The 24070-nt window shown below is 68.3% G+C and carries 28 protein-coding genes; 10 read left to right on the top strand and 18 right to left on the bottom strand.

Annotated features, from left to right (window positions below; all coding sequences use genetic code 11):
• Window position 1 precedes the first annotated feature (1 nt).
• Window positions 2–1132, bottom strand: coding sequence for a 1-deoxy-D-xylulose-5-phosphate reductoisomerase (gene dxr / locus SK854_RS24920; protein WP_319977521.1), 1131 nt, complete (start codon window positions 1130–1132; stop codon window positions 2–4).
• Window positions 1133–1267: 135 nt separating this feature from the next.
• Here dxr and SK854_RS24925 point away from each other — a divergent pair, with 135 nt between their 5' ends.
• Window positions 1268–1534, top strand: coding sequence for a GlsB/YeaQ/YmgE family stress response membrane protein (locus SK854_RS24925; RefSeq protein ID WP_319977522.1), 267 nt, complete (start codon window positions 1268–1270; stop codon window positions 1532–1534).
• Between the two features lie 107 nt (window positions 1535–1641).
• Here SK854_RS24925 and SK854_RS24930 read toward each other — a convergent pair whose 3' ends face one another.
• Window positions 1642–2292, bottom strand: a complete 651-nt coding sequence (locus SK854_RS24930; RefSeq protein WP_319977523.1) for a response regulator transcription factor — start codon at window positions 2290–2292, stop codon at window positions 1642–1644.
• Window positions 2289–3893 carry a sensor histidine kinase gene (locus tag SK854_RS24935; protein WP_319977524.1) on the bottom strand — a complete coding sequence of 535 codons (1605 nt, stop codon included), beginning with the start codon at window positions 3891–3893 and terminating at the stop codon, window positions 2289–2291. Before SK854_RS24935 ends, SK854_RS24930 begins: the two co-directional genes overlap by 4 nt.
• 185 nt (window positions 3894–4078) lie before the next feature.
• Here SK854_RS24935 and SK854_RS24940 point away from each other — a divergent pair, with 185 nt between their 5' ends.
• The gene (locus SK854_RS24940) at window positions 4079–4537 is read left to right on the top strand and encodes a peptidase inhibitor family I36 protein (RefSeq protein WP_319977525.1); all 459 of its coding nucleotides are present in this window, start codon (window positions 4079–4081) and stop codon (window positions 4535–4537) included.
• Between the two features lie 72 nt (window positions 4538–4609).
• Here SK854_RS24940 and SK854_RS24945 read toward each other — a convergent pair whose 3' ends face one another.
• The 3 genes from SK854_RS24945 to SK854_RS24955 form a co-directional block, all read right to left on the bottom strand.
• On the bottom strand, window positions 4610–5452 hold the full coding sequence (locus SK854_RS24945) for an ArsR/SmtB family transcription factor (protein ID WP_319977526.1): 843 nt from the start codon (window positions 5450–5452) through the stop codon (window positions 4610–4612).
• A gap of 77 nt (window positions 5453–5529) precedes the next feature.
• Complete coding sequence (locus SK854_RS24950; RefSeq protein WP_319977527.1) at window positions 5530–6336, bottom strand: ABC transporter permease; 807 nt, start codon at window positions 6334–6336, stop codon at window positions 5530–5532.
• The gene (locus tag SK854_RS24955) at window positions 6333–7172 is read right to left on the bottom strand and encodes an ABC transporter permease (protein ID WP_319977528.1); all 840 of its coding nucleotides are present in this window, start codon (window positions 7170–7172) and stop codon (window positions 6333–6335) included. The genes SK854_RS24950 and SK854_RS24955 overlap by 4 nt, the downstream gene beginning before the upstream one ends.
• Before the next feature lie 114 nt (window positions 7173–7286).
• Here SK854_RS24955 and SK854_RS24960 point away from each other — a divergent pair, with 114 nt between their 5' ends.
• Both SK854_RS24960 and SK854_RS24965 read left to right on the top strand, forming a co-directional pair.
• Window positions 7287–7826 carry a TetR/AcrR family transcriptional regulator gene (locus SK854_RS24960; protein WP_319977529.1) on the top strand — a complete coding sequence of 180 codons (540 nt, stop codon included), beginning with the start codon at window positions 7287–7289 and terminating at the stop codon, window positions 7824–7826.
• Window positions 7801–8913: a cytochrome P450 gene (locus tag SK854_RS24965; RefSeq protein WP_319977530.1), complete on the top strand. Its 1113-nt coding sequence runs from the start codon at window positions 7801–7803 to the stop codon at window positions 8911–8913. Before SK854_RS24960 ends, SK854_RS24965 begins: the two co-directional genes overlap by 26 nt.
• On the opposite strand, the gene SK854_RS24970 is transcribed toward SK854_RS24965, so the two are convergent.
• Complete coding sequence (locus SK854_RS24970) at window positions 8900–10033, bottom strand: polyamine ABC transporter substrate-binding protein (protein ID WP_319977531.1); 1134 nt, start codon at window positions 10031–10033, stop codon at window positions 8900–8902. The genes SK854_RS24965 and SK854_RS24970 overlap by 14 nt on opposite strands.
• A complete protein-coding gene (locus tag SK854_RS24975) occupies window positions 10026–11165 on the bottom strand; it encodes an ABC transporter ATP-binding protein (protein ID WP_319977532.1) in 1140 nt (379 codons plus the stop codon). Before SK854_RS24975 ends, SK854_RS24970 begins: the two co-directional genes overlap by 8 nt.
• A 155-nt stretch (window positions 11166–11320) precedes the next feature.
• Between SK854_RS24975 and SK854_RS24980 the strand changes: the two genes are divergently transcribed.
• Entirely contained in the window at window positions 11321–11578 is a 258-nt protein-coding gene (locus SK854_RS24980; RefSeq protein WP_319977533.1) for a DUF2631 domain-containing protein, read from the top strand.
• On the opposite strand, the gene SK854_RS24985 is transcribed toward SK854_RS24980, so the two are convergent.
• Window positions 11575–12474, bottom strand: a complete 900-nt coding sequence (locus SK854_RS24985) for an NADP-dependent oxidoreductase (RefSeq protein WP_319977534.1) — start codon at window positions 12472–12474, stop codon at window positions 11575–11577. The genes SK854_RS24980 and SK854_RS24985 overlap by 4 nt on opposite strands.
• Window positions 12475–12577: 103 nt before the next feature.
• Between SK854_RS24985 and SK854_RS24990 the strand changes: the two genes are divergently transcribed.
• Entirely contained in the window at window positions 12578–12940 is a 363-nt protein-coding gene (locus tag SK854_RS24990) for a winged helix-turn-helix transcriptional regulator (RefSeq protein ID WP_319977861.1), read from the top strand.
• On the opposite strand, the gene SK854_RS24995 is transcribed toward SK854_RS24990, so the two are convergent.
• Window positions 12930–14489, bottom strand: coding sequence for a serine/threonine-protein kinase (locus SK854_RS24995; RefSeq protein WP_319977535.1), 1560 nt, complete (start codon window positions 14487–14489; stop codon window positions 12930–12932). The genes SK854_RS24990 and SK854_RS24995 overlap by 11 nt on opposite strands.
• Before the next feature lie 138 nt (window positions 14490–14627).
• Here SK854_RS24995 and SK854_RS25000 point away from each other — a divergent pair, with 138 nt between their 5' ends.
• Window positions 14628–15821, top strand: a complete 1194-nt coding sequence (locus tag SK854_RS25000) for a ricin-type beta-trefoil lectin domain protein (protein WP_319977536.1) — start codon at window positions 14628–14630, stop codon at window positions 15819–15821.
• Window positions 15822–15938: 117 nt separating this feature from the next.
• A complete protein-coding gene (locus SK854_RS25005; protein WP_319977537.1) occupies window positions 15939–16430 on the top strand; it encodes a beta-class carbonic anhydrase in 492 nt (163 codons plus the stop codon).
• Here SK854_RS25005 and SK854_RS25010 read toward each other — a convergent pair.
• From SK854_RS25010 to rlmN, 4 genes are read right to left on the bottom strand one after another with little or no spacing between them, the layout of a single operon-like run.
• A complete protein-coding gene (locus SK854_RS25010) occupies window positions 16427–16855 on the bottom strand; it encodes a hypothetical protein (protein WP_319977538.1) in 429 nt (142 codons plus the stop codon). The two genes, SK854_RS25005 and SK854_RS25010, sit on opposite strands and share 4 nt — an antisense overlap.
• A 12-nt stretch (window positions 16856–16867) precedes the next feature.
• Window positions 16868–17512 (bottom strand): hypothetical protein, encoded by a 645-nt coding sequence (locus tag SK854_RS25015; protein ID WP_319977539.1) that lies wholly within the window; start codon window positions 17510–17512, stop codon window positions 16868–16870.
• Window positions 17509–18144: a hypothetical protein gene (locus SK854_RS25020; protein WP_319977540.1), complete on the bottom strand. Its 636-nt coding sequence runs from the start codon at window positions 18142–18144 to the stop codon at window positions 17509–17511. The genes SK854_RS25015 and SK854_RS25020 overlap by 4 nt, the downstream gene beginning before the upstream one ends.
• A gap of 44 nt (window positions 18145–18188) precedes the next feature.
• Window positions 18189–19295 (bottom strand): 23S rRNA (adenine(2503)-C(2))-methyltransferase RlmN, encoded by a 1107-nt coding sequence (gene rlmN / locus SK854_RS25025; RefSeq protein WP_319977541.1) that lies wholly within the window; start codon window positions 19293–19295, stop codon window positions 18189–18191.
• A 194-nt stretch (window positions 19296–19489) separates the two neighbouring features.
• On the opposite strand from rlmN, the gene SK854_RS25030 reads away from it, so the two are divergent.
• Window positions 19490–19876 carry a PadR family transcriptional regulator gene (locus tag SK854_RS25030; protein ID WP_319977542.1) on the top strand — a complete coding sequence of 129 codons (387 nt, stop codon included), beginning with the start codon at window positions 19490–19492 and terminating at the stop codon, window positions 19874–19876.
• Between the two features lies 1 nt (window position 19877).
• Here the strand turns inward: SK854_RS25030 and SK854_RS25035 are convergent, their stop codons facing one another.
• Both SK854_RS25035 and SK854_RS25040 read right to left on the bottom strand, forming a co-directional pair.
• Complete coding sequence (locus tag SK854_RS25035; RefSeq protein ID WP_319977543.1) at window positions 19878–20855, bottom strand: aldo/keto reductase; 978 nt, start codon at window positions 20853–20855, stop codon at window positions 19878–19880.
• Window positions 20856–20876: 21 nt separating this feature from the next.
• The gene (locus SK854_RS25040; RefSeq protein ID WP_319977544.1) at window positions 20877–21620 is read right to left on the bottom strand and encodes a class I SAM-dependent methyltransferase; all 744 of its coding nucleotides are present in this window, start codon (window positions 21618–21620) and stop codon (window positions 20877–20879) included.
• 95 nt (window positions 21621–21715) lie between these two features.
• On the opposite strand from SK854_RS25040, the gene SK854_RS25045 reads away from it, so the two are divergent.
• A complete protein-coding gene (locus tag SK854_RS25045) occupies window positions 21716–22534 on the top strand; it encodes a VOC family protein (RefSeq protein WP_319977545.1) in 819 nt (272 codons plus the stop codon).
• A gap of 4 nt (window positions 22535–22538) precedes the next feature.
• Here SK854_RS25045 and SK854_RS25050 read toward each other — a convergent pair whose 3' ends face one another.
• Window positions 22539–23393 (bottom strand): phosphatidate cytidylyltransferase, encoded by an 855-nt coding sequence (locus SK854_RS25050; RefSeq protein ID WP_319977546.1) that lies wholly within the window; start codon window positions 23391–23393, stop codon window positions 22539–22541.
• Window positions 23394–23461: 68 nt separating this feature from the next.
• Window positions 23462–24019, bottom strand: coding sequence for a ribosome recycling factor (gene frr, locus SK854_RS25055; protein WP_090066386.1), 558 nt, complete (start codon window positions 24017–24019; stop codon window positions 23462–23464).
• Window positions 24020–24070: the final 51 nt, after the last annotated feature.

The following is a 24070-nucleotide window of genomic DNA, read 5'->3' on the forward strand; positions in this document are numbered from 1 at the left end:
TTCAGTTCCTTCCAACCAGCTCGCGGGCACGTGCGCGTGCCCAGTCCTCGGCGGCCAGCACCTCCGCGACGTCCGCGGGGTCCTTCTGCCATTCGTTCGCCTCGCCGAGAACCTGGCCGATGGTGTCCACGATCGACAGGAACGACGTGTTGCCGGCGACGAAGGAGGCGAGTGCCTCCTCGTTCGCGGCGTTGTAGATCGCAGGCAGGCAACCACCGGTGGTGCCTGCCTGCCGCGCGAGCTCGACCGCCGGGAACGTGACGCTGTCCAGGGGTTCGAACGTCCACGAGGTGGCGGTGTCAAAGGTACAGGCGGCCGCGGCACCCGCGACGCGCTCGGGCCACCCCAGCCCCAGTGAGATCGGCAGCCGCATGTCCGGAGGCGACGCCTGCGCGAGCGTCGAGCCGTCCGTGAAGGTGACCATGGAGTGGATGATGGACTGAGGGTGCACCACGACGTCGACGCGGTCGTAGGGGACCCCGAACAGCAGGTGCGCCTCGATCAGCTCCAGGCCCTTGTTGACCAGGTTCGCCGAGTTGATCGTGACGACCTGGCCCATCGACCAGGTCGGGTGCGCCATCGCCTGCTGCACGGTGATGGCCTCGAGCTCCTGGCGCGTCTTCCCGCGAAACGGCCCGCCGGACGCCGTGAGCACCAGCTTGTGCACCTCGTCGTGGGTGCCACCGCGAAGGCACTGCGCGAGCGCCGAGTGCTCGGAGTCGACCGGCACGATCTGGTCGGGCTTGGCCGCCTTCAGCACGAGCGCCCCGCCCGCGATGAGCGACTCCTTGTTCGCGAGCGCGAGCACGGCCCCGGTCTCGAGCGCCTTGAGCGACGGCTCCAGCCCCCTGGACCCGTCCATGCCGTTGAGGACCACGTCCGCGGGACACGCCTCGATCAGGTCGACCATGCTGGTCAGCGTCCTGACACCGGGCACCTCAGCGCCGTTGGCCACGGCGACTGTCTTCACGTCGAACTCTGCTGCCTGCGCTTTGAGCAGGTCGAGCTGACGTCCACCCGCGCCGAGCCCGACGACCTTGAAGCGGTCGCGGTTGCGCCGGATGACGTCGAGCGCCTGGGTGCCGACAGAGCCGGTCGAGCCCAGGATCAGGACAGTGCGTGGAGTACTCATCGCTCCTCATTGTTCCGGAGAGTGCCTGAGAGCCCGGCACAGCCCGCTACTTTGATAACGGAGCGGTCTTGAAGGTGTGAAGTCGCCAGTTCGAGGGCATTCCATCGGCGTCAAGTCGTTGGAAGGAGACTCTCCGTGGGCATCCTCGGATGGATCGTGCTCGGTCTGCTGGCAGGCGCCATCGCCAAGGCAATCATGCCTGGTAACGACCCCGGTGGTTTCATCATCACGATGCTGATCGGCATCGTGGGTGCGATTCTGGGCGGATTCATCGGATCCGCGCTCTTCGAGACCGACCTCGGCTCGTTCTTCGAGATCAGGACCTGGCTGCTGGCCATCGTCGGATCGTTGATCCTGCTGGGCATCTACCGCCTGGTGACGGGCAGGCGCAGTCACGCTTAGCCGCACAGACGTTTGAGGCCGTTCGGGTGTCACCCGAACGGCCTCTGCTTTTGGTCGCTGCTTCGCAGACAGCGGCGAGTTCGTCGAGAAGCACGAACTCGCGTAGGTCAGGTGGCGATGCCCGCGTCCCGCGCCAGCAGAGCCGCCTGCACCCGGTTCGTCAGCCCCAGCTTGGCCAGCAACCGCGACACGTACGTCTTCACCGTCGCCTCCGACATGTGCAGCTTCGCGCCGACGTCGGCGTTCGACATGCCCTGCCCGAGCAGCGCCAGCACCTCGACCTCGCGGTCGGTCAGCCCTTCGACGGCCTTCTGGGCCTCCTGCCGCTTCGGCTGCCCGGAGGTCGCCACCATGCCGACCACGCGTGAGGTGACCATCGGCGACAAATAGGCCTCGCCGTTGTGCACCGCGCGCACGGCTCGGAGAAGCTCTTCCGGCGCCGAGTCCTTCAGCAGGAAGCCGGCGGCACCGTCGGACAGCGCGCGCACGATGTTGTCGTCCTCGCCGAACGTCGTCAGCATGACGACGCGCACGGTCGGTGCGACGACGCGCAGTTCCTTGGCGCACGCGAGGCCGTCCATGCGTGGCATGCGGATGTCGAGCACGGCCACGTCGACTCGGCGCTCGCGGACGATCTGCAGCGCCTCGCGGCCGTCGCCGGCCTCCGCCACGAGTTCGATGTCGTCGGCGGTGCCGAGGATGGCCTTGATGCCGGCGCGCATCAGCGGCTCGTCGTCGGCGATGAGCACCCGGATCATTGACCTGTCCTCTGCACGTGGATCTTCTTCTCGACCAGCTTGCCGTCTCGGAAGCAGAAACGCACCACTCGGGTGCCCTTCGCGAGGTACGACTGCTCGTCGGTGATGTGGTAGACGCAGCGCGCGCCGGGCGGTTCGGGGCTGGCCTGGGACTTGCGTTCACCGTCCGCCACCAGTGGTTCGTCCCCGGCCGGGAGCAGCGCGAGCACGTCCGCCTCGGACTGGCCCTCCTGGATCCGGTCGAGGTTCTCCTGCGACACGACCTCGGTCACCGGCTGGGCGCCGAGGTAGGTGAAGCCGCCGATGATGGTCGTCAGCACCAGGGACGCGCCCGCGATCGAGCCGACGCCCGCCCACTTGCGGATGCCGCGCGGCGACTCGGTCTCGTCCTGCTCGTCTTCTGGCTCGTCGGGGAGCGGTGTCTCCTCGTACGGCAGCACGGCGGCGATCCGGAAGCCGCCGGACGGCAGCGCGCCGACGTGCAGGATTCCGCCGGCCACGCGGACGCGTTCGGTGAGGCCGATCAGTCCGACGCCCGGTTCCTGGACCGGTGACCCGTTGCGCGACGGGTTGTTCCGCACCTCCACGACCAGGGCGTCCGGCTCGTACTTCACCGTCACCTGCACCGCGGCGCCCGGCGCGTGCTTGGCGGCGTTGGTCAGGCCTTCCTGCGCCACGCGATAGGCGGCGTGAGAGACACGTGACGGCAACGGGTGTGCCTGTCCACCGCGCACCAGACTGACCAGAACACCGGCCTTGCGCGCGTCGCTCACCAACGAGTCGATGGACTCCGCGGTCCGTGTGGCGGGGTCGTCGTCGGGACCGTCCTCGGCCCGCAGCACGCCGATGATCGACCGCAGCTCCCCCATGCCGGTCAACGCGGCCGAGCGCAGCACCCCGATCGCCTCGCGCTGCTTGTCCCTCAGCGACGGGTCCAGCGCCAGCGCGCCGGCGTGCACGGAGATCAGCGACAGGCGATGACCGAGGCTGTCGTGCATGTCCTGGGCGATGCGACTGCGTTCGCGCAGGCGGACCTGCCGCGACAGCATCTTGTGCTCGCCGCGCATGCGCGCCTCGCGGTCCTGCATGGCCTGCACCAGCGCCTCGCGTTGTGCCAGGTACCGTCCGACGAGGAACGGCAGCGCCACGCCCACGCCGAAGATCGTGATCAGGATCAGCATCCCGTAGACGGGCTCGATGTCGAGCGGGCGCTGATCCCAGTCCCACAGCAGCACGACGACGACGAACGTGAGCGTGGTCGTCACCACCGCCTTGATCCACGACTCGATCCGGCGCCCCGCCGTGTAGCTCACCAGGACCATCAACGCGGGCCCGCCGAACGGAAGGGCCGCGGCGCCGATCAGCACCACCGCCGGCAGCACGTGCCGCAACGGCAGCAGCACCAGGTAGGCCGCGACGTAGGCGATGAGCAGCCAGCCCGACACCCTCGTCTCCGCCCACGGCCCCGGCCACAGGTCCAGCAGGATCGCGCCGACCATGACGAGCAGGTCGCCGACGAGCCGCACCGGCGTCAGCGCCCGGAACCGGGCCAGGGTGTCGGCGAGCGCCGCCTCGGCCCTGGTCCGCACAGCAGTAATCACGCTCTCAAGCTACGAGACGTCCCATGTCCGCGCGGCACGCTGGAGTATCGAATTCACGCGACGAAAGTTGACTCCGCGGTTGATCCACGTCGCCTGGAAGCCCTTAGACGAGGTTCGAAGGACCCGTTCGGCCCATGATCGTCTCGGCATACTCCGCCTCCTGCACATCAATCTCAGGGGGAAACATGAGAAAAGCGTTGTGTGTGCTGTTCGCCGCCGCTTTGGCGCTGATGTCGTTGCTGGGGACGGCGACAGCGGCGACGCCGACCGAGATCAACCTGAGCGGTCCCGCGGAGGTGGGTGCGCCGGCGCAGCCGGACGTGTCCGCTCAGGCCTTGTCGTGCGGCAGCGGCAACATGTGCGCGTGGCCGGTCGGCGACGGCAGCAGCAGCCGCTGCAGCTGGGGCACCGCCGACCCCGACTGGCAGGGCGGGGACGTCAGGTGCTCATGGTCGGGTAGCCGTCAGGTGCGGGCGGCCGAGAACGCCGGGGCCAGCACGGCCTACGCCAGGGTGTGCCTGTATCCGGGCGCGAACTACACCGGGAGCGTCGCCTACTACATCCCGCGAGGCGTGGAGGCACCGAACTTCCCGAACGCGCTGATCCGCTCCCACAAGTGGGTCACCGGAAACACCTGCTGGTGACCGGATGACAGCCGAGGGCCGTCCGGCAGCGTCCGAAGTGGATGCTCGTCGCGACGGCCCTCGGCCGCGTTCTCATCGACCGGCGGCCAGCACCCGCAGTCCCAGCGGGGTGATCAGGTGCCGGGCGAAGTTCTCCTCGCGCTCGGTCGCGATGAGGCCCGCCTCGCGCAGCACGCCGGTGTGATGGCTCACCGTGGCAGGCGCCACGCCCACCGTCTTCGCCAGCCTGGTGGTGGTGCTCCCGCCGATCACCGATCTCAGGATCGACGCCCTGGTGGCACCGAGCAGCGCCGTCAGCTGGTCACCGCCCGCGCGTCCGCCGGCCAGCAGGCGTGACTCGGTCCGGATCGGGAACACCAGTGCCGGCGGATCCGCCAGGGCGACCGGGTGACGCGGGGCGAAGTAACAGGGGATCAGGGTGAGACCCCGACCGTGCAGACCCAGCTCCCGGTCGTGCGGGTGGTCGACGGACAGCACGGGCGGATGCCATCGGGTGGCGGCCCCGAGCGTGCTCAGGAGCCCTTCCGGGCCGCGGTGCAGGTACTGGTGGATCCTGGCCGCCGCGTCGGTGCACAGGCCGTCCTCGATGATCGGCAGGTGCGGCTCGATCACGCACCGGCGGTAGACGTGCAATGCCTGACGAAGCGCGGCGGACCCGGCCGTGGAGAGGTCGTCCGGCCAGCAACAAGCCGCGTGCGGTGCCGCTGTCATCACGGTGTGCAGTGCCATCCGCAGGTCCGGGTCGCGTGCGGCCAGCTCGCGCACCTGTCGGCGCCATGGACCGAAAGACAGGTCGCACTCCCCGCGTCGCAGCATCTGAGCGCTGCCGACGATCTCCCACAGCAGGTCGGCTTCCAGCTTCAACCGCGTCTGCGCGACGTCCCGATCAGTGAATTGGATGTGCAGCTGCGGCACGTCGTCCTCCCCCAAGGAACTGGCCTCCACTGGAGAAGTCGTCCGCGCCGAGGCGGAGATACAGCCCTGGCAAGAAGTTAGGCCAGCCGAGCGACAGCTCCCGCCTTGCGCGCCCGCCACGACGCGATCACCACGCCGATGACCAGGAGAAGCGCCGTCGCGGTCACCATCAACGTCGACAGCGCCACGATCTCCGGCGAGATCCCCCGCTTGGAAGCCTGTGCGTAGACGAACACCGGCAACGTCGTCGATCCGACCCCGGTCAGGTACGACGAGATCACCACGTCGTCGAACGACAGCAGGAACGCGAACGCCGCACCCGCCACCACCGCGGGCGCCACCAGCGGCAGCGTCACGGTCCGGAAGGCCACGAACGGCGACGCCCCGAGGTCGGCCGCGGCCTCCTCCATCCGAACGTCCATTCCGGACACCCGTGACCGCACCACCACGACCACGAAGCTCAGCGAGAACGCCACGTGCGCGAACAACAGCGCGCCGAACCCGAGTGGAATCCCGGCGAGCCGCACGAAGAACCCCAGCATCGCCACGCCCATGACGACCTCGGGCACCACCAAAGGCAGTGACAGCAACACCGTCCAGAGCCCACGGCCGGGAAACGCGCGCCGCAGCCCGAACGCCGCCAGCGTCCCGATCACCGTCGAGATCGCCGCCGACGCCAGCGCCAGTTGCAAGGTCAGCTGCAACGACGCGAAGACGCGCGTGTCGTCGAGCAGTTCCGCGTACCACCGCAACGAGAACCCGCTGATCCGCGACAACGACCGCGACGAGTTGAACGACGCGATGGCGAGCCACCCGATCGGTGCGTACAAGAACAGGAAGACCAGGGCCACGACAGCACCGAGCGCCCACGGACGACGGTTCACAGCACGTCCTCCCCACGCCGCCCGCGCAACACGAGCACGAACACCACCAGCACGAGCAGCAGCACGGCCATCGCCGAGCCCAGTGGCCAGTTGTTGCCGCCGCGGAACTGGTCGTCGATCACCGACCCGAACGTCGACTGCTCGACCCCGCCGAGCAGCTTAGGCGTCACGAAGTCACCGGCCGCGGGCACCAGCACCAGCAACGACCCGGCCAGCACACCGCTCAACACCCCCGGCAGCACCACGCGGAAGAACGTCGACACGCGGCCGTGCCCGAGGTCGTACGACGCCTCCATCAACCGGACGTCGAACCGCTCGCACGCCACGTACAGCGGCAGCACCATGAACGGCAGAAAGCCGTACGTCAGACCGAGGATCACCGCTCCATGCGTGAGCAGAAAACCGCCGTCGCGGTCCAGCCCGACCCACCCGAGCACGGTGTTCACGAGCCCTTCGCCGTCCAGCAGCGCCTTCCACGCGTAGATCCGCGCGAGGTAGCTCGACCAGAACGGGATCAGCACCGCCGCGAGCAACGCCGTGCGGTACCTGCCACCGTGCCGCGCGATGAACCACGCCAGTGGAAAGCCGAGCAGCAGACAGGCGACGGTCGTGGCGCCGGCGTAGAGCAGGGTTCGCCCGAAGATCGGCAGGAACGCCGGGTCCAGCGCCGTCAGGTACGCCTGCGTCGTCCACGGCAGCACCGCGCGGGCGACCCCCGTGTTGCGCGTCGCGAAGCTGAACTCGACGACCACGACGAGCGGCGCGATCAGGAAGAACCCCAGCCAGATCCCGGTCGGGGCGAGGAGGGCGTTGGCCTTCAGCCAGCGTCGAAGCACGGATCAGCATCCTGCCAGTGACACTCCTAGAAGCCGAAGTTCGTTTGGTGGTCGAAATGGGCTTCGCCGATTTCGACCACCAAGCCGAGTGAACATCAGTGTACGTTTGTGAACATGAGTGTTCACCTGCTGCAGACGGCGACGTCCGTGCTGCTCAAGGACCCGACCGCGTCCCTGGGCGACGTGGCGCGGGCGGCAGGTGTCGGCAGGACCACACTCCACAAGCGCTTTCCCACCCGGACGGCACTCGTCCGCGCCCTCGCGAGCGACGCGCTGGACCTGATCGAGTCGGTGGCGTGCCACGTCGACTTCGACAGCGACGACGCGCTGGAAGACCTCATGACGCGCCTGGTCGCGCTCGGCCCGCGGGTGGAGTTCCTGCTCCGCTTCCCCGGCCTCGACCGCGACGAGGAGCTGGCGGCCCGCATCCGCGAGATGGACCGGCCCGTGCTCGACCTGATCGCCCGGCTGCAGGGAACGAAGCTGCGCCGCGACCTGCCCGCGTGGTGGATCCTGAACACCCTCTACGCCGGGCTCTTCAACGCCTGGGAGGCGATCAGCGACGGCCGTCTCGCGCCGCTGGACGCTCCCCGGTTCGTGCTGTCCACGGTGTTCGAGGGGGTAAGTGATGTTCGAGCAGTTGACCGGACATGAGGACCCGCATCCGATCTACGAGCGGCTGCGCGCACTCGGGTCGCTGAGCGGGGACGGCGGCCTCTGGGTCACGACGAGCCACCCGGTGGCCAACACGATCCTGCGCGACCGGCGGTTCGGCATGCGGTTCTCCGACGGGAGCCGTCCGGTCAACGGCAGCCTGCTGGCCGAGTCGTTCCTGGAGCTCGACCCGCCGGACCACACCCGGCTGCGCAGGATCGCGACGCCGGCGTTCAGCCCGAAGAAGATCGACGAGTACCGGGCGCGCGTCGAGAAGGTCGCCGACGCGCTGCTCGACCGCGACGAGTTCGACCTGATCGGGGACTTCGCGGCGCCGCTGCCGATCTCGGTGATCAGCGACCTGCTGGGCATCCCGGACGCCGACACGGCCGAGTTCGCCGACTACGGCGCGCTCGTCGCCGCGTCGATCGACACCGGCGTCACCGCGGAAATGGCCGACGCCAACGACAAGGTGCTCGAACTGTTCGACCGGCTCATCGCGCAACGCCGCCGGACGCCGGGTGACGACGTGATCAGTTCTCTGGTCGCCGCCGAGGCCGAGAAGAGGCTCACCCCGCAGGAGATGCTCAGCACCCTGGTGTTGCTGCTGGTCGCGGGCTTCGAGACCACGGTGAACCTGATCGGCAACGGCACGCGCGCGCTGCTCGACCACCCGTCGCAGTGGAAGCTCTTCAAGGCCAACCCGGAACTGGCGTCCGCGGTGGTCGAGGAGACGTTGCGGTGGGCGCCGCCGGTGCACATGACCAGCCGGATCGCACACGAGCAGGTCCACCGGATCGGCAAGGACGAGGTCGTGACGCTGCTGATCGCCGCCGCGAACCGCGACCCGGAGGTCTACCCGGAGCCGCACAAGTTCGACGTGATGCGCGTGCACAAGCCGGAACACCTCGCGTTCTCCAGCGGCATCCACTACTGCCTGGGTGCGACGCTCGCGCGCATGGAGGGCGAGGTGGCGTTCCGCGCGCTGGCCCGCCGGATGCCGGACCTGCGGCAGACGGGTCCGGTGGTGTTCCGCGACTCGGTGGTGATCCGCGGGATGAAGAGCATGCCGGTCAGCCGGTCTTGACCTTCGTCCACGCGTCGGCGTAGAGCGCTTCGGCGTCGCCGCCGAGGTCCTTGGTGAACGGGAGCTTCTTCAGCTGGTCCTCCGGCGGATAGACCACCGGGTCGTTCAGCAGTTCCTTGTCGATCAAGGGCTTCGCGGCGGCGTTGGGGCTGCCGTACCGGACGGCGTTGGACAGCGCCGCACCCGCCTCCGCACCGAGGACGTAGTCGATGAACCGGTGCGCGTTCGCGGCGTGCGGCGCGTCCTTCGGGATGACGAGCAGGTCCACGTAGGACAGTCCGCCCTCCGTCGGGATGGCGTACCCGATGTCGTCGTTGGCGGCGCGCGCCTGGAACGCGTCACCGGAGTACGACTGCGCGAGCCGCACCTGGCCCGAGGTCAGCGGTTCGATCACGTCGGAGGTGATCTGGCCGAGCTTCTTCTTCAACGACAGCAGGAAGTTCGCCGCGTCGTCGATCTGCTTCGCGTCCGTGGTGTTCGGGTCGTGGCCGAGCTTCAGGAGCCCGATCGCCATGCCGTCGCGGGCCTCGTCGAGGATCGAGCTGCGCCCCTGCGCGTCCGGCAGGTCGAAGGCGTCGAACCCGGTGACGTCGCCGCCGATCTGCGACTTCGAGTACGCCAGACCCGTTGTGCCCCAGGCCCACGGCACGGAGTACCTGTTGCCGGGGTCGTACTCGGCCTCGGCGAACCGCTGCTCCAGGTTGCGCAGGTTGCCGATCGCGTCGTGATCCAGCGGCTGCAGCAGGCCGGACCGCAGGAACCGGCGCAGGAAGTTGTCGCTCGGCACCACCAGGTCGTAGCCCGCCTGGCCGGACGCGATCTTGGCTTCCATCTCGTCGTTGGTGGAGAAGTTGTCGTACGTGACCTCGATGCCGCTCACGGCCGTGAAGCCCGGCAACGTCTCCGGTGCGATGTAGTCGGTCCAGTTGTAGAAGTTGAGCTTGGGCTCGTCGGTCAGGTTCACGGCCTTGCCCGCGCTCGGCCCGCCGGTGTTCGTGGGCGCGGGACCGACCGCGCAGGCGGCGAGCGCGAAGAAGGCCATCGAGCCCAGCATCGTGCGGCGGGTCACCCGAGGGCTGTCGACGTCCCACAGCCGGGCGATCCGGACGTGCTCAGCCATCCTTCTGCTCCAGCAGCACGGTGAACTCGGGGTCCCAGGCCATCCGCACCGTCTGGCCGGGCGCGCCGGCGTCGTCGATGCGCTGGGCGTTCTGCACGAACGCCGTGAGCACGCCACCGGGGGTGTCGACCACGAACTGCGTGGAAACGCCGGTGTAGACGACGTCCTGAACGACGCCCTGGAGCACGCACCAGCCGGTCGGCGGCTCGGCGGTCTCGTTGAACAGGTGCACCTTCTCCGGGCGCACGGTCGCGGCGACCTTCTGGCCGTGGCCGACCTTGCCGGAGAACTTGGCACGCAGGTTCGTGGCGCCAGGAGCCGTCAGCGCGGCGAACTCACCGTCCACACCGGACACCTCGGCGTCGAGGATGTTCGACGTGCCGATGAACCCGGCGACGAACCGGGTCGCGGGACGTTCGTAGACGTCCTCCGGGTAGCCGACCTGCTCGATCCTGCCCGCGTTCATGACAGCGATCCGATGCGAGAGGACCAGCGCCTCTTCCTGGTCGTGCGTGACGTAGAGGAACGTCGTGCCGACCTCGCGCTGGATGCGCATCAGCTCGATCTGCAACTCCTTGCGGAGCTTCGCGTCAAGGGCGCCGAGCGGCTCGTCCAGCAGAAGCAGTTGTGGACCTGCGGCGAGCGCACGGGCGATGGCGACGCGCTGCTGCTGACCACCGGAGAGCTGCGTGGGCCTGCGCTTGGCGAACTGTGACAACCGCACCAGTTCGAGGTGCTCGCCGACGCGTTTCTTCAGCTCGTCGCCGCGGATCTTCTTGCGCTTGAGGCCGTAGGCGACGTTGTCCCACACCGACATGTGCGGGAACAGGGCGTACGACTGGAAGACGGTGTTGACGTCCCTCCGGTAGGGAGGGACGCCCACCATGTCGTTGCCGTCGAGTTCGATGCGGCCCTCGTCGGGGTCGACGAAGCCGGCGATCATGCGCAGGACCGTGGTCTTGCCGCAGCCGGACGGGCCGAGCACCGAGAAGAACTCGCCCTCGTGGACGTTCAGCGAGACGCCGTCGACCGCCACCTGGTCGGAGAAGCGCTTGCGCACGCCGTGGAGACCGATCTCGACGGGGGCGAACGTGTCCGGGGTGGAGGCCTCGGCGGGAGAGAAGCCGGTCAAGTCGAGGCGCCTTCGCAAGATCGAACGGGTAGGCCTCGAAGAGCCTAGACCCGGGCGACCTCGCTCGTCAGTCGTGCGCGCGCGACCTCACACCTCCGTGCTCGCCGTCATGTGCGACGATGACCTCGTAATCCGGATGAGCAGTGGAGGAAACCGTGGCTACGTCCTCGGAACTGGACAAGCGTCCTGCCGTCGACCCTCACGAGGAACCGTCGCACGAGTGGGGCTGGCACGGCACGTTCCCGAAGGGCACCCGCATCGCGGGCTGGCTCTCGGCCGGCTTCTGCTTCCTGATGCTGATCGGCAACCACCACGGCAAGACCGAGAACATCTTCCTCATCGCCACCGGCGTCTCGATCATCGCCTTCCTGGTGTGGGACACGGCTCGCCGCCGGACGTCCTGGCGCCGCTAGAGCGTCTCGAGCACGATCTTGCCCTGGGTGCGGCCCGTCTCGCCCAGGGCATGTGCTTTTCCGGCGTCTTCCAGGGGGAACGTCGCGTCGACGTGCACCTTGAGCTCGCCCGACTCGACCAGCGCCGCGATCGCCCGCAGGCCGGCGCGGTCGGGTTCCACCAGGATCGGGCTGGTCCTGATGTCGCCGCGGATCGGCCTGTCCACTCCGGACGGCACGCCGACGAACAGCCCGCCGGGACGCACCGAGTCCGGTGACGCGCCGCCGACCAGGTCGACGAACAGGTCGACGTCGTTGCCCGCGTAGTCGCCCTTCGTGTAGTCGATCACCTCGTCGGCGCCGATCTCCTTCAGGAACGCGTGCTTGGGCTCACGCGCGGTGCCGATGACGTACGCGCCGTGCGCCTTCGCGATCTGGACCGCGAGGTGGCCGACACCGCCTCCCGCGGCCGTGATCAGCACCTTCTGCCCCGGCTGCACGTCCGCCGTGTCGACGAGGATCTGCCACGCGGTGAGCGCGGCGAGGGGCAACGCGGCCGCCTCGACGTGGGTGAGGCTCGTCGGCTTCTTCGCGAAGTGGCGGGACGGCGCGGTGACGTACTCGGCGTAGGCGCTCGCGGCGCGCGGGAACCACGGCATGCCGTAGACCTCGTCGCCGGGCTTGAGGGTCGTGACGCCGAAGCCGACCTCCTCGACCACACCGGAGACGTCCCAGCCGTTGATGAACGGGAAGGTCTGCATCCCGGCCATGCCGCTGCCGGCGCGGGTCTTCCAGTCGACCGGGTTGACGCCGGCCGCGTGCACCCTGACCAGGACCTCCGTCGGGAGTGGCGCGGGCTTGGGCACGTCGCTGAGGGTGAGGGGGCCGCCGAACTCGTTCTGGATGATCGCTCGCATGCTGTCCAGCATGGGAGAGTTGGTCACTCTTCGCAATTAGGCACTATCTTGTGCACTAGGTACCTGGTAGAAACTAGCCGTGATCAGGGACGTTTACCTCAAGATGTGCCCGTGCCGCGACCTGCTGGACATGGTCGCGTCGAAGTGGACGGCGCTGGTGATCGGCGACCTGGAGGACGGGCCCAAGCGGTTCGGCGAGCTCAAGCGCCGGCTGGAGGGCGTCAGCCAGAAGATGCTCACGCAGACGTTGCGCACGTTGGAGCGCGATGGGCTCGTCACGCGCACGGTGTACCCCTCGGTGCCGTTGCGCGTCGAGTACGAGCTGACCGAACTCGGACGCAGCGTCACGGAGCCGCTGGCCGCGCTGCGGTTGTGGGCGCAGAAGAACTACGAGTCCGTGGCCGAGGCGCGCGAAACGTTCGACAGTTCCGAACCCCTCGGCCTGGAACCCGCCACTAGCCGGTGACGACCCAGCCGTAGGACCACTCCGTCTTCTGGCCCTCGCACTGGGGGTCGAGCGAGTCGAAGTGGGCGCCCTCGAAGATGCAGCGGTACAGCTGCAACGCGGGAACGTCGGCCGGCCTGTCGTTGAAGACGTAGCCGAGGTCCCAGAGCTTGTCGTGCCCTTCGCAGTCCGGCCACGGCGACGTCATGTGGTCGCCCGAGCCCTTCACACGGCACGCGACCAGCGGTTTGGTGCCCGGTTCCTGGTTCACCAGCAGCCTGCCGAGCCCTCCGGTGTTCTCGGCGGTGAACCCCGCGGGAGGCCCCGCGCCCGGCACGCCGCTGAAGTGGAAGGGCGTGCCCTGCTTGATGTAGCGGGTGATCGCGACCGTCTTGCGCGCCGGTTTCGGCTGCGTCGTCGGCTGCGGGGGCTGGGCCTGCGCCTGAGTCGACTTCGGCGTGCTCGACGGCGCCGAACTCGACGCCTGGCTGCTGCTCGGAGCGGCGGAACTGCTGCTCGTCGCCTCGCTGGACGACGGGGCCGTGGTCGTCGTCGCGCCGATGTTCGGCTGCGCGGCGGCGATCCCTTGCTGGGCATCGGGTTTGAGGAGGAACACGGCGACGAGCGCGATCACCACGAGCACGGCCGCGGCACCGGCGAACACACCGATCTTCTTGCGGGACTTGGGTTTCGCGTCCCAGTCCGCGTGCGTCGGAGTGTTCGGCGTGACGTAGGTGGTGACCGGTTCGATGACGACGGTCTGCTCGGACGGAGTCAGCGGCTTGACCGTGGTGGTGGCACCACTGAGTCGTTCCCGCAGCTGAGCCGCCGTGAGCCGGCGGGTGTCGTCCTGGGTGAGCAGCGCCATGATCGTGTCGGCGAGCGGCCCTCTGGTCCGTTGCAGGACCGGCTCCTCGTACATGATCGCGTGCATGGTGGCCGCGGTCGTGTCGCGCTGGAACGGCGAGCGGCCCTCGATCGCGTGGAACATGGTGGCGCCCAACGCCCACAGGTCGCTCGCCGGCGAAGGTTGCTTGCCCGCGAACAGTTCCGGCGCCATGTAGCCGGGCGAGCCCATGATGCCACCGGTCGCGGTCAGTCCCGGATCGTCCATCGCGCGGGCGATGCCGAAGTCGGCGAGCTTCACGCGTCCGTCGGGCAGCACCATGATGTTGCTGGGCTTGACGTCCCGGTGCACGATGCCCGCCGCGTGGGCCGCTTCGAGCGCGTTGAGCGTCTGCAGACCGATGTCCGCGACCTCGTCCTCGGTGAGAGCCCTGCGGGTCATGACCTCGGAGAGCGTGGGCGCCTCGACGAGCTCCATGACCAGGTACGTCGCGCCGTGCTCGACGATGACGTCGTAGATGCCGACGACGTTCGGGCTGTTCAGGCGGCCTGCCGTGCGGGCCTCCCGCAACACCCGCTCGGTCTCGGTGGTCCGCAGCTCCTTGAGCGCGACCTGCCGTCCGATGACCCGGTCCTCGGCGAGCCAGACGACCCCCATGCCGCCCCGGCCCAGCTCTCTGAGCGTCGCGTATCTGCCCGCGACCAGCCTCGTCTCTTCCCCCACGAGGCCGCATGGTAGCCGCACGGTCGTGTCGGCCGGTTTCCTGTCCGGTTCTGTCCGCTGACAGTGCGTGCGCGGTTCGCTACCGTTCGAGATGGTCTAGACCGCTTCCCTGTCATCGCGTTGAAGGCGGTCTTTCTCATGTCTTTTGGCGTGTTGCTCGCGGCGTTTTCCCTGTTCAGTCCCATCGTGGACGACCTGCCGGACGAGTTCCGGCAGCCTTCGCCCGCCCTCTCCGTCCAGTCCGTCGTGTGTGACGGCGACGGGGTGAGCGGGAAGCGCGTTCAGGCCGTGTACGTGCGCGGCGACCAGTCCGCGGACCGGTATCCGCAGCTCGTGGCCCAGTTCCAGACGTTCGCCGACCAGATCGACAACTCGTTCGTCGAAGCGGCCTCACGCCTGGGCGGAGGCGTTCGGCACGTGCGTTTCGTGACGCAGACCGACTGTCGCGCGAAGGTCGACAACGTTGTCGTACCTCAGGCTGCGATGTCTTCCCCTTCGGCTGTCGCGGATCAACTGGCTGTTCGCGGCTACAACCGCACCGATCGCAAGTACCTGTTCTGGCACGACTCCGGCGGCTGCGGCGTGGCGTGGGGCGCGCCGGGCGACGACCGTCCCGGCGCCGACAACGGCTACAACTCCGGACCTTCTTACGCCGCAGTGGGAACGGGCTGCTGGACGTGGCAGGCAAGCGGCCACGAACTGCTGCACGCGCTGGGCGCCGTGCAGCGTTCGGCACCGCACTCCACGGCGTTCGGTCACTGCTGGGACGACCAGGACATCATGTGTTACAACGACGGCGGCATCCCGAACCCGCCCGGCGGCCTGGTGAACGTCTGCCCCGGCGCGCCGGAGAACCAGCTCGACTGCGGCGGCGACGACTACTTCCACACCAACCCTGCTTCTGGTTCCTACCTGGCGACGCACTGGAACGTGGCGCGCAGCCAGTTCCTGACCTCGTCGGGGTCCGGCACGATCGTGGGCACAGGCGGAAAGTGCGTCGACATCAGCAACTCCGGCACCGCCGACGGCACCGCGATCCAGCTCTGGGGCTGCAACGGCAGCGGCGCCCAGCAGTGGTCACGCGTCGGGGACACGTTGCGCGCCTTGGGAAAGTGCATGGACGTCAACGGCTCGGGCGTCGCGGACGGAACGGTCGTGCAGCTGTGGACGTGCAACGGAACCGGCGCCCAGGTGTGGTCGCGCGTGGGCACCACGTTGCGCAATCCGCAGTCCGGCAAGTGCCTCGACGCCGCCGGCAACTCCTCCGCTGACGGCACGAGACTGAACATCTGGACGTGCACGGGCGGCGCGAACCAGAACTGGCAGCTGTAGATGTGTCGGCCCCCGCTTGTGTCTGAGTGGGGGCCTTTCTCATCCTTCGGGCGCAGTTGCAGGTATGCGCATACAACAGTTTGCTCACCTGTACATCCAGGTGAGAGGACATGAATCATGTCGGTGACCGACGAACTGCTCGCCAACAACGCCACGTACGCCGCCCAGTTCTCCGGCCCGCTCCCCCTGCCACCGGCCAAGCACGTGGCCGTCCTGGCGTGCATGGACGCCCGCATCGACGTGTACCGCGTACTGGGTCTTCAGGAGGGCGAAGCACACGTCATCCGCAACGCCGGCGGCGTCGTGACCGAGGACGAGATCCGTTCGCTCGCCATCAGCCAGCGCCTGCTCGGCACGCGCGAGATCATCCTCATCCACCACACCGACTGCGGCATGCTGACGTTCACCGACGACGAGTTCAAGCGCTCGATCCAGGACGAGGTCGGCGTGAAGCCCTCCTGGGCCGCCGAAGCCTTCGGCGACCTGGAGGAGGACGTGCGCCAGTCTCTCGCGCGCATCGTCGGCAACCCGTTCGTACCGGTGAAGGACTCCGTGCGCGGCTTCGTGTTCGACGTGGCGACCGGCGTGCTGACCGAGGTGAAGCCCTAGAGGGACGCCCAGCAGTAGAGCCGTTCGCCGTTCTTCACGGCTTCCACGGCGAGGGCCTGGAGCTGCTGCAGCAAGTCGGCCAGCACAACGGGATCGAACCCTTGCAGTTCTTCGATCTTCGCCCAGGCCACCGCCGTCCCGGCCAGGTCGTCGGCCGCGGCAAGCCCGTCCCGCAGCCCGTCGGTGACGGTGAGGACCAGCACCTCACCGTCATGCTTCATCACGAGGGCGTCGCCCCACCGCGGATCCTCGGAGACGTCGTCGTAGGAGCGGCCGGTGAGCAACTCCTCCAGCTGCCCCATGACCACGGCGGGATCGAGTGACTTGGTCTCGACCGTCCGAAACAGCCCCACCGGCCCGCCGTCGATCGCGGCGGCAGCGAGTTCGTCCGACGATGCGACGAAGTAGTCGTACAAGACGCCCATTTCGAGGTCCCCTCAGGCATGTACGCGATGCTCTTCGCAGTAGATCACGTGCAACCACTTCCAGTGCCGCTGGTCTTCGGTGATCTCCGCGCAGCAGTGCTCGCCCGGATTCTCGTGCATGAACTGAGGGCCGTCCTCGACCAGTCTCCGGAACTCCTGTCCCTGCGAGTGGAACGCAGGTGCGCTCCCCACCATGAACACGGTGTCGCCCGAGATCTCCCCGCGCAGCACGTCCCGGTTGTCCTTGCGGTGCAGCCGTTCGTAGTCGGGTTCCGCCCCAAAGCCTTGGCAGGTGACGGTGTGCGGCCGCCCGGGGCCGAGCCTGGCCCGCACTTCCTTCCACTTCGACAGCCGGAAACCCAGACTGTGGTGCATCAGCACCAGGTCCAGGAACGGGCCGTCGCTCCAGGCGCACTCTTCGGCGTCAGTCTGCTTCAACGGCAAGTACACCACCGTGCGCGGCGACCTCATCGCGAACGCCCAAGCCATCGCAATCGTCCGTGCCGCAGCTTTGTCCACACACGACTCGGCGCCTACCCACGACTCGAACAGCGGTGCGTGCTTCACGGGCTGAGCAGGCCGCACCACGCGGTACTCGTCCTTGCCCAGCATCACCGTGCTGACGAGCGTGCGCCAGCGTTCCCCCTCGAGTTTCATCGGCGCGTGCTCACCCGGTGCTCATCGCAGTACACGACGTGCAACCAGTTCCAGTGCCGGTCCTTGGCGGTGACCTCGGCGCAACAGTGCGTGCCGGGAGCCCCGTGCATGTGCCGCGGGCAGTCCTCGACCAGCTGCCGCAACGCCCGTCCGCCGGCCTGAAACGCAGGCCTGTCCCCCACGACGAACACGGTGCTTTCCGCGATCTCTCCGCGCAGCGTCTCCGGTGTCCACCGGGGCACCGGCCGTTCTTCCGGCATCCCTTGGCACACAACGGTGTGCGGTCGCGCGTCCCGCAGCTTGGCGCGCACGTCCTTCCACCTCGACCGCCGGAACCCGAGGCCGTGGTGCAACAGCACCAGATCCAGCGCGGGCCCGTCGTTGCTCCGGCACTCACAGGCGGTCTCTCGCAAAGGCAGGTACACCACCGTGCGCGGTGACCTCATCGCGAACGCCCAAGCCATGGCGATCGTCCGTGCGGCCGCTTTGTCCACGCAGATCTCAACGCCCATGTACCCCTCGTACAGCGGCGCATGACGCAACGGCAGGGCAGGTCGCACCACGCGGTACTCGTCCTTGCCCAGCCTGACCGTGCTGACGAGCGTGCGCCAGCGTTCCCCCTCGAGTTTCATCGCGGGGAACGCTAGAGGCAGGTCACCGGTTACGGCGACCGATTTCAGCCCTCGGCGGCGAGCTGACCGCAGGCAGCCGCGATCTCCTGCCCACGCGTGTCCCGCACGGTGCACTCGACACCCTGCTCACGCACGCGCCGCACGAACTCCCGCTCCACCGGCTTCGGCGACGCGTCCCACTTCGATCCCGGCGTCGGGTTCAGCGGGATCAGGTTCACGTGCACGAGCTGCCCCAGGTGCTTGCGCAGCTTCTTGCCGAGCAGATCCGCGCGCCAGCCCTGGTCGTTGATGTCGCGGATCAACGCGTACTCGATCGACACGCGCCGACCGGTCTTGTCCGCGTAGCCGCGCGCCGCCTCCAGCACCTCGGCGACGTTCCACTTCGTGTTGACCGGCACCAGCGTGTCGCGCAGCTCGTCGTCCGGCGTGTGCAGCGACACGGCGAGGCGGACCTGGAGGTTCTCCTCGGTCAGCTTCTTGATCGCGGGCACGAGGCCGACCGTCGACACCGTCACGTGGCGCTGCGAGATGCCCAGGCCGTCCGGCGCCGGGTCGCAGATGCGGTGAACGGCCTCGAGGATGCGCTTGTAGTTCGCGAGCGGCTCGCCCATGCCCATGAACACGATGTTCGAGAGCCGGCCGGGGCCGCCGGGCAGGTCGCCGTCACGCATGGCGGCGGCACCCATCCGCACCTGGTCCACGATCTCCGCGGTCGACAGGTTGCGCTGCAGGCCGCCCTGGCCGGTCGCGCAGAACGGGCACGCCATGCCGCAGCCGGCCTGCGACGAGATGCACAGCGTCGCGCGGTCCGGGTAGCGCATCAGCACCGACTCGATGAGCGTGCCGTCGTGCGCGCGCAGCAGCGTCTTCGACGTCGTGCCCTCGTCTGCCGTGACCTTGCGCACGACCGTGAACAACGGCGGCATCAGGTCGGCGACGAGCTTGTCGCGCGTGCCGGCCGGGATGTCGGTCATCTCGGCCGGGTCGACGGTCAGGCGGCTGAAGTAGTGGTTCGACAGCTGCTTCGCCCGGAACGGCTTCTCCCCCAGGGCCTCAACGGCTTCCGCGCGTTGGGCGGGTGAGAGGTCGACCAGGTGGCGCGGCGGCAGGCCGCGCTTGGGCGCGTCGAAGACAAGGGGAAGCGAGGTCATAGCACATCTAGTGTCCCACGAACTTCACCAACACAAGACCGTTGCATCGCGATAGGTTCCGATATATCGTTAACGACATGATGATGAAACCACACCACAGAGAGCACCACCACAGGCATCGCCGCGGTCCCTTCGGGGGCGGCGGCAGGGGCGGCCGCCAGAGGCGCGGCAACGTCCGGGCGGCGGTTCTGTCCTTGCTGGCAGAACGGTCGATGCACGGCTACGAGATCATTCAGGAGATCGCCAAGCGCACCGGCGGCGTGTGGAGCCCGAGCCCCGGCTCGGTCTACCCGACGCTGCAGATGCTCGCTGACGAAGGCCTCGTCTCCGCGGCGGAGGACGGCGGCAAGAAGCTGTTCAACCTCACCGAGCAAGGCAGGACGGAGCACACGGCTCCGCCCTGGCACGACATCGACATCCAGCTCGACCCGGTCGACGGCGAACTGCGCACAGCGGTCCGGCTGCTCGGCGCCGCGATGGAGCAGATCTCCCACGCGGGCACGCCCGAGCAGAAGACCCGCACCGCCGAGCTCTACAACGAGTTGCGCCGCAAGCTGTACGCGATCCTCGCCGAGGAGTGACCTACCACCGCTCGTGCACGTGCGGGCGAATCAGCTCGTCGTACACCGCCGCGACGGCCTTCTCGTCCACCGGCTGCAGTTCAGCGGCCTGCGCATTGGCCCGTGCCTGCTCGACGTTGCGAGCACCGGGGATCACCACCGTGACGCCGGGCTGGTCCACGATCCACCTGAGCGCGAACTGCGCCATCGTGGCACCTTCCGGCACCAACGGCCGCAGGCGTTCCACCGCCTCCAGGCCCACCTCGTAGGGAACCCCGGAGAAGGTCTCGCCGACGTCGAAGGCCTCGCCGTTGCGGTTGTAGTTGCGGTGATCGTCCGCACCGAAAGTCGTTGCCCTGTCGTACTTCCCGGTCAGCAACCCGGACGCGAGCGGCACCCGCGCGATGATCGCGACCCCCGCCTCGGCGGCCTGGGGCAGCACCTCTTCGAGAGGCTTGAGCCGGAACGCGTTCAGGATGATCTGCACGCTGGCCACGTGCGGACGCCTGATCGCCTCCAGCGCCTCCTCGACCTTCTCCACCGACACGCCATAGGCAGCGATCCGTTGCTGCTCAACCATCTCGTCCAAGGTGTCGTACACCTCGTCCCGGCTGTACACCGCGGTAGGCGGGCAGTGCAGCTGCACGAGGTCCAACGTGTCGACGCCCAGATTGCGGCGGCTCCGGTCGTTCCACGCGAGGAAGTTCTCCCGGCTGTAGCCCTCCGCGACCTGCGCCGGCAGCCGCCGCCCCATCTTCGTGGCGACGAACACCCCGTCGTCCTTGCGCTCCTTGAGGAACCGACCGACGAGCGTCTCGCTACGACCATCGCCGTACACGTCAGCGGTGTCGAAGAAGTCGACCCCCGTGTCGGCCGCGGCGTGCAGCAGCGCGAGCGCGTCGCTCTCGTCCACCTCGCCCCAGTCTGCGCCGAGCTGCCAGCAGCCCAGCCCCACGACGCCGATCCGGCGGTTCAACCTGCCTGCGTTTCGCTTCTCCACGAACCGAAGCCTAGTCGCGGATCACACGATCAGCCCTGTCGGCTTGCGCCGGACGTGCAGGCGATAGCCGACCGGAAAACTCAGTCCGTTCACGGAGGCGATCGCCCGTTCGGCGACCTTCGCGGAGAACTCGATGCGCAGCACGGCCTCCAGGTCCTCCCGCTTCTCGAACCGCCACTCCGCCGTGACGCGCCGCAGCGAGAACCCGTTGTCCGCGAAGAACTTCTCGACCACGGCCGGGTCGTAGCGCGGTTCGTCGGCACGCAGCCAGGGCCCGTACGGATCGGCCGAGCCGTCCAGGTCCACGATCGCGAGCGCGCCGCCCGGCCGCAGCACGCGGTCCGCCTCGCGCAGTCCCGGTTCACAGCCCGGTCCGAAGAAGTAGGCGGTGCGGGCGTGCACCACGTCGGCGGAAGCGTCGTCGAGCGGAAGTCGTTGCGCCGGACCGGAAACGACGCGCGCGTTGGCCAGTTCGGCCGTACGGTGCCTGGCCCGGACGACCAGAGGCGGGTGCGGTTCGACACCCGTGACGGACTTCGCGGTGCGCGCGATCAACGGCAGGTGAAATCCGTCGCCGCAGCCGACGTCCACCACGTCCTGACCGTCAAACGGACATTCTTCGCTTAACGCCGCCCAAATCGCGCCGTGGACGTCCTGTGCGCGGTTCTCGACCTCGTAGACGTCAGGCCAGTGCCAGATGTTCGGACTGGGCACGACCTCTGCCGGACGCACCGCGTTCAGCGCCGCTCGCACGAATCCCCTCACGAAGACACTGTAGGGCCTCCATTTGCCGGTGACCGTTCGAATTCGTCCACCTACGGCGTAGCGTTATGGCACTTCTTTCCCTGCAGGAGGCGGCAGTGTCGATCGCGCCCAACACGCCCCAGCTCGCGCCGTTGCTGTCCGGAAGTCCGTGCTGGGTCGAAAGATCCGTCGACGACCTCAAGGGCGCGATCGAGTTCTACACCGGCCTGTTCGGCTGGCACTACGCCGACGACGACGGCTACACCGTGGCCATGGTGGACGGCATTCCCGTCGCCGGGCTACCGCAGGGCGAACCGGACGAGTGGCGGTTGTACCTGGTCACGCCCCATGCGCGCGCAACCGCGGAGAAGGCTTTCCACCTCGGCGGATCGGTGCTGCGCAACCCCGAGGACGCCGCCGACCACACGCAGAGCACGGTGATCGCCGACCCGACCGGCGCCGTCGTCGGGTTCCGGCACGTGCCACCGGACTGGCGGTTCGGCACGGGCGGGCACGGCGCCTACGCGTGGGCCGAGCTGAACACCCGTGACGGCGCGGCGGCCGACGAGTTCTTCGGCGAGTTGTGCCACTACGACATCACGCAGATCGGCGACGGCCACCGTTTGGACTACGCGTCGTGGTCCGTCGAGGGCACCGAGGTCATCGGCCGGCAGAAGATGGGGCGCGAGTTCCCCTACGGAGAGCGCTCCCACTGGATGGTGTACTTCAACGCCGCGCCCGAGATCGGGACCGACTCGGTGGCGTACCGGGTGCTGGAACTGGGCGGCCGGGTGACCGTGGAGCCCTACGACACCCCGTTCGGACGCATCACCGTGGTCGAGGACCACGCGGGAATGGCGTTCTCCGTTATCGACCAGTCCCGCGTGATCGAGGCCGAGCCGCGCACCGAGGTGGACGACCCGTACGACGACTGAGCGCCTACTGCACGAAGAGGTGCAGCAGCAGCCAGGAGGCGACGGCGGACGGGAGCAGCGAGTCCATCCGGTCCATCAGGCCGCCGTGGCCGGGCAGCAGCGTGCCCATGTCCTTGATGCCGAGGTCGCGCTTGATCAGCGACTCGACCAGGTCGCCCGCGGTGGCCGTGACGACGAGCACGGCGCCGAACAGCGCGCCCTGCCACCACTGGCCGTCGAGCAGCGTCGTCACCGTGATCGCGCCGCCGACCGCACCGGCGGTCAACGAGCCGGCGAAGCCCTCCCACGACTTCTTCGGGCTGATCGTCGGCGCCATCGGGTGCTTGCCGAGGAAGACACCGGCCGCGTAGCCGCCGACGTCGGAGAGCACGACACCGATGATGAACGCGAACGCGCGGCCCGCACCGTCTTCAGGAACGACGAGCATGGCCGCGAACGCCGCGAACAACGGGATGTACGCGACGGTGAACACCGACGCGCTCAGGTCTCGCAGGTAGCCGTCCGAGCCGCCGCGGAACCGCCAGATCATGCACACCAGCACGGTGACCACGAACGCGGTCATCATGCCGGAGCGCTCCAGCGGCCACGACAGCCAGATGATCGCCTGGCCGCCGATCAGCGCGGGCCAGAGTGCGACGTTGATGCCGGCCTTCTTGAAGGCGTTCGCGATCTCCCACGTCGACACCGCCGCGGCGGCCGCGACGATGCCGATGAAGGTCTCCTTGACCGTCAGCAGCGACACGAGGATCAAGGCGCCGAGCCCGACGCCGACCAGAATCGCCGACCGCAGGTCACGCCCTGCGCGCGACGGCTTCGACGTGGGGACGTCCGCGGGACCGCCTGCCACCTGTGCTCCCATCAAGACCTCCGCCCGGCCTGGGCAATCACGCCTGCGGCGACTCGGCCGGGCGAACCATCAGTGGAACATCAGACTTCGAGAAGTTCGGCTTCCTTGTGCTTCACGAGCTCTTCGACCTGCGCCACGTAGCGGTGGGTCAGAGCCTCGAGCTCCTTCTCACCACGCGCGCCGTCGTCCTCGCCGACCTCGCCGTCCTTGACGAGCTTGTCGATCTCTTCCTTCGCCTTGCGACGCACGCCGCGCAGGGAGACCTTCGCGTCCTCGCCCTTCGACTTCGCGACCTTCACCATGTCCCGGCGGCGCTCCTCGGAGAGCTGCGGGATGACGATGCGGATGATCGCGCCGTCGTTGCTCGGGTTGACGCCCAGGTCGGAGTCCCGGATCGCCTTCTCGATGGCGTTCAGCTGGCCCGCGTCGTACGGCTTCACGACCGCCATGCGCGCCTCGGGAACGGTGATGCTCGCCATCTGGTTGAGCGGCGTCATCGAGCCGTAGTAGTCAATGTGGATTCGGTTGAACATCGAGGGAGTCGCACGACCGGTTCGGACGGAGGAGAGGTTCTCCTTCGCCACCGAAACCGCCTTTTCCATCTTCTCCTCGGCGTCGAGGAGGGTCTCGTCGATCACGACTGCTCCTTGCTCTGCGTGTTCGTGCCCAATTCCCGGTCCTGGAGAGAT

This window comes from Lentzea sokolovensis (assembly GCF_033949975.1).
Taxonomy (GTDB): Bacteria; Actinomycetota; Actinomycetes; order Mycobacteriales; family Pseudonocardiaceae; genus Lentzea; species Lentzea sokolovensis.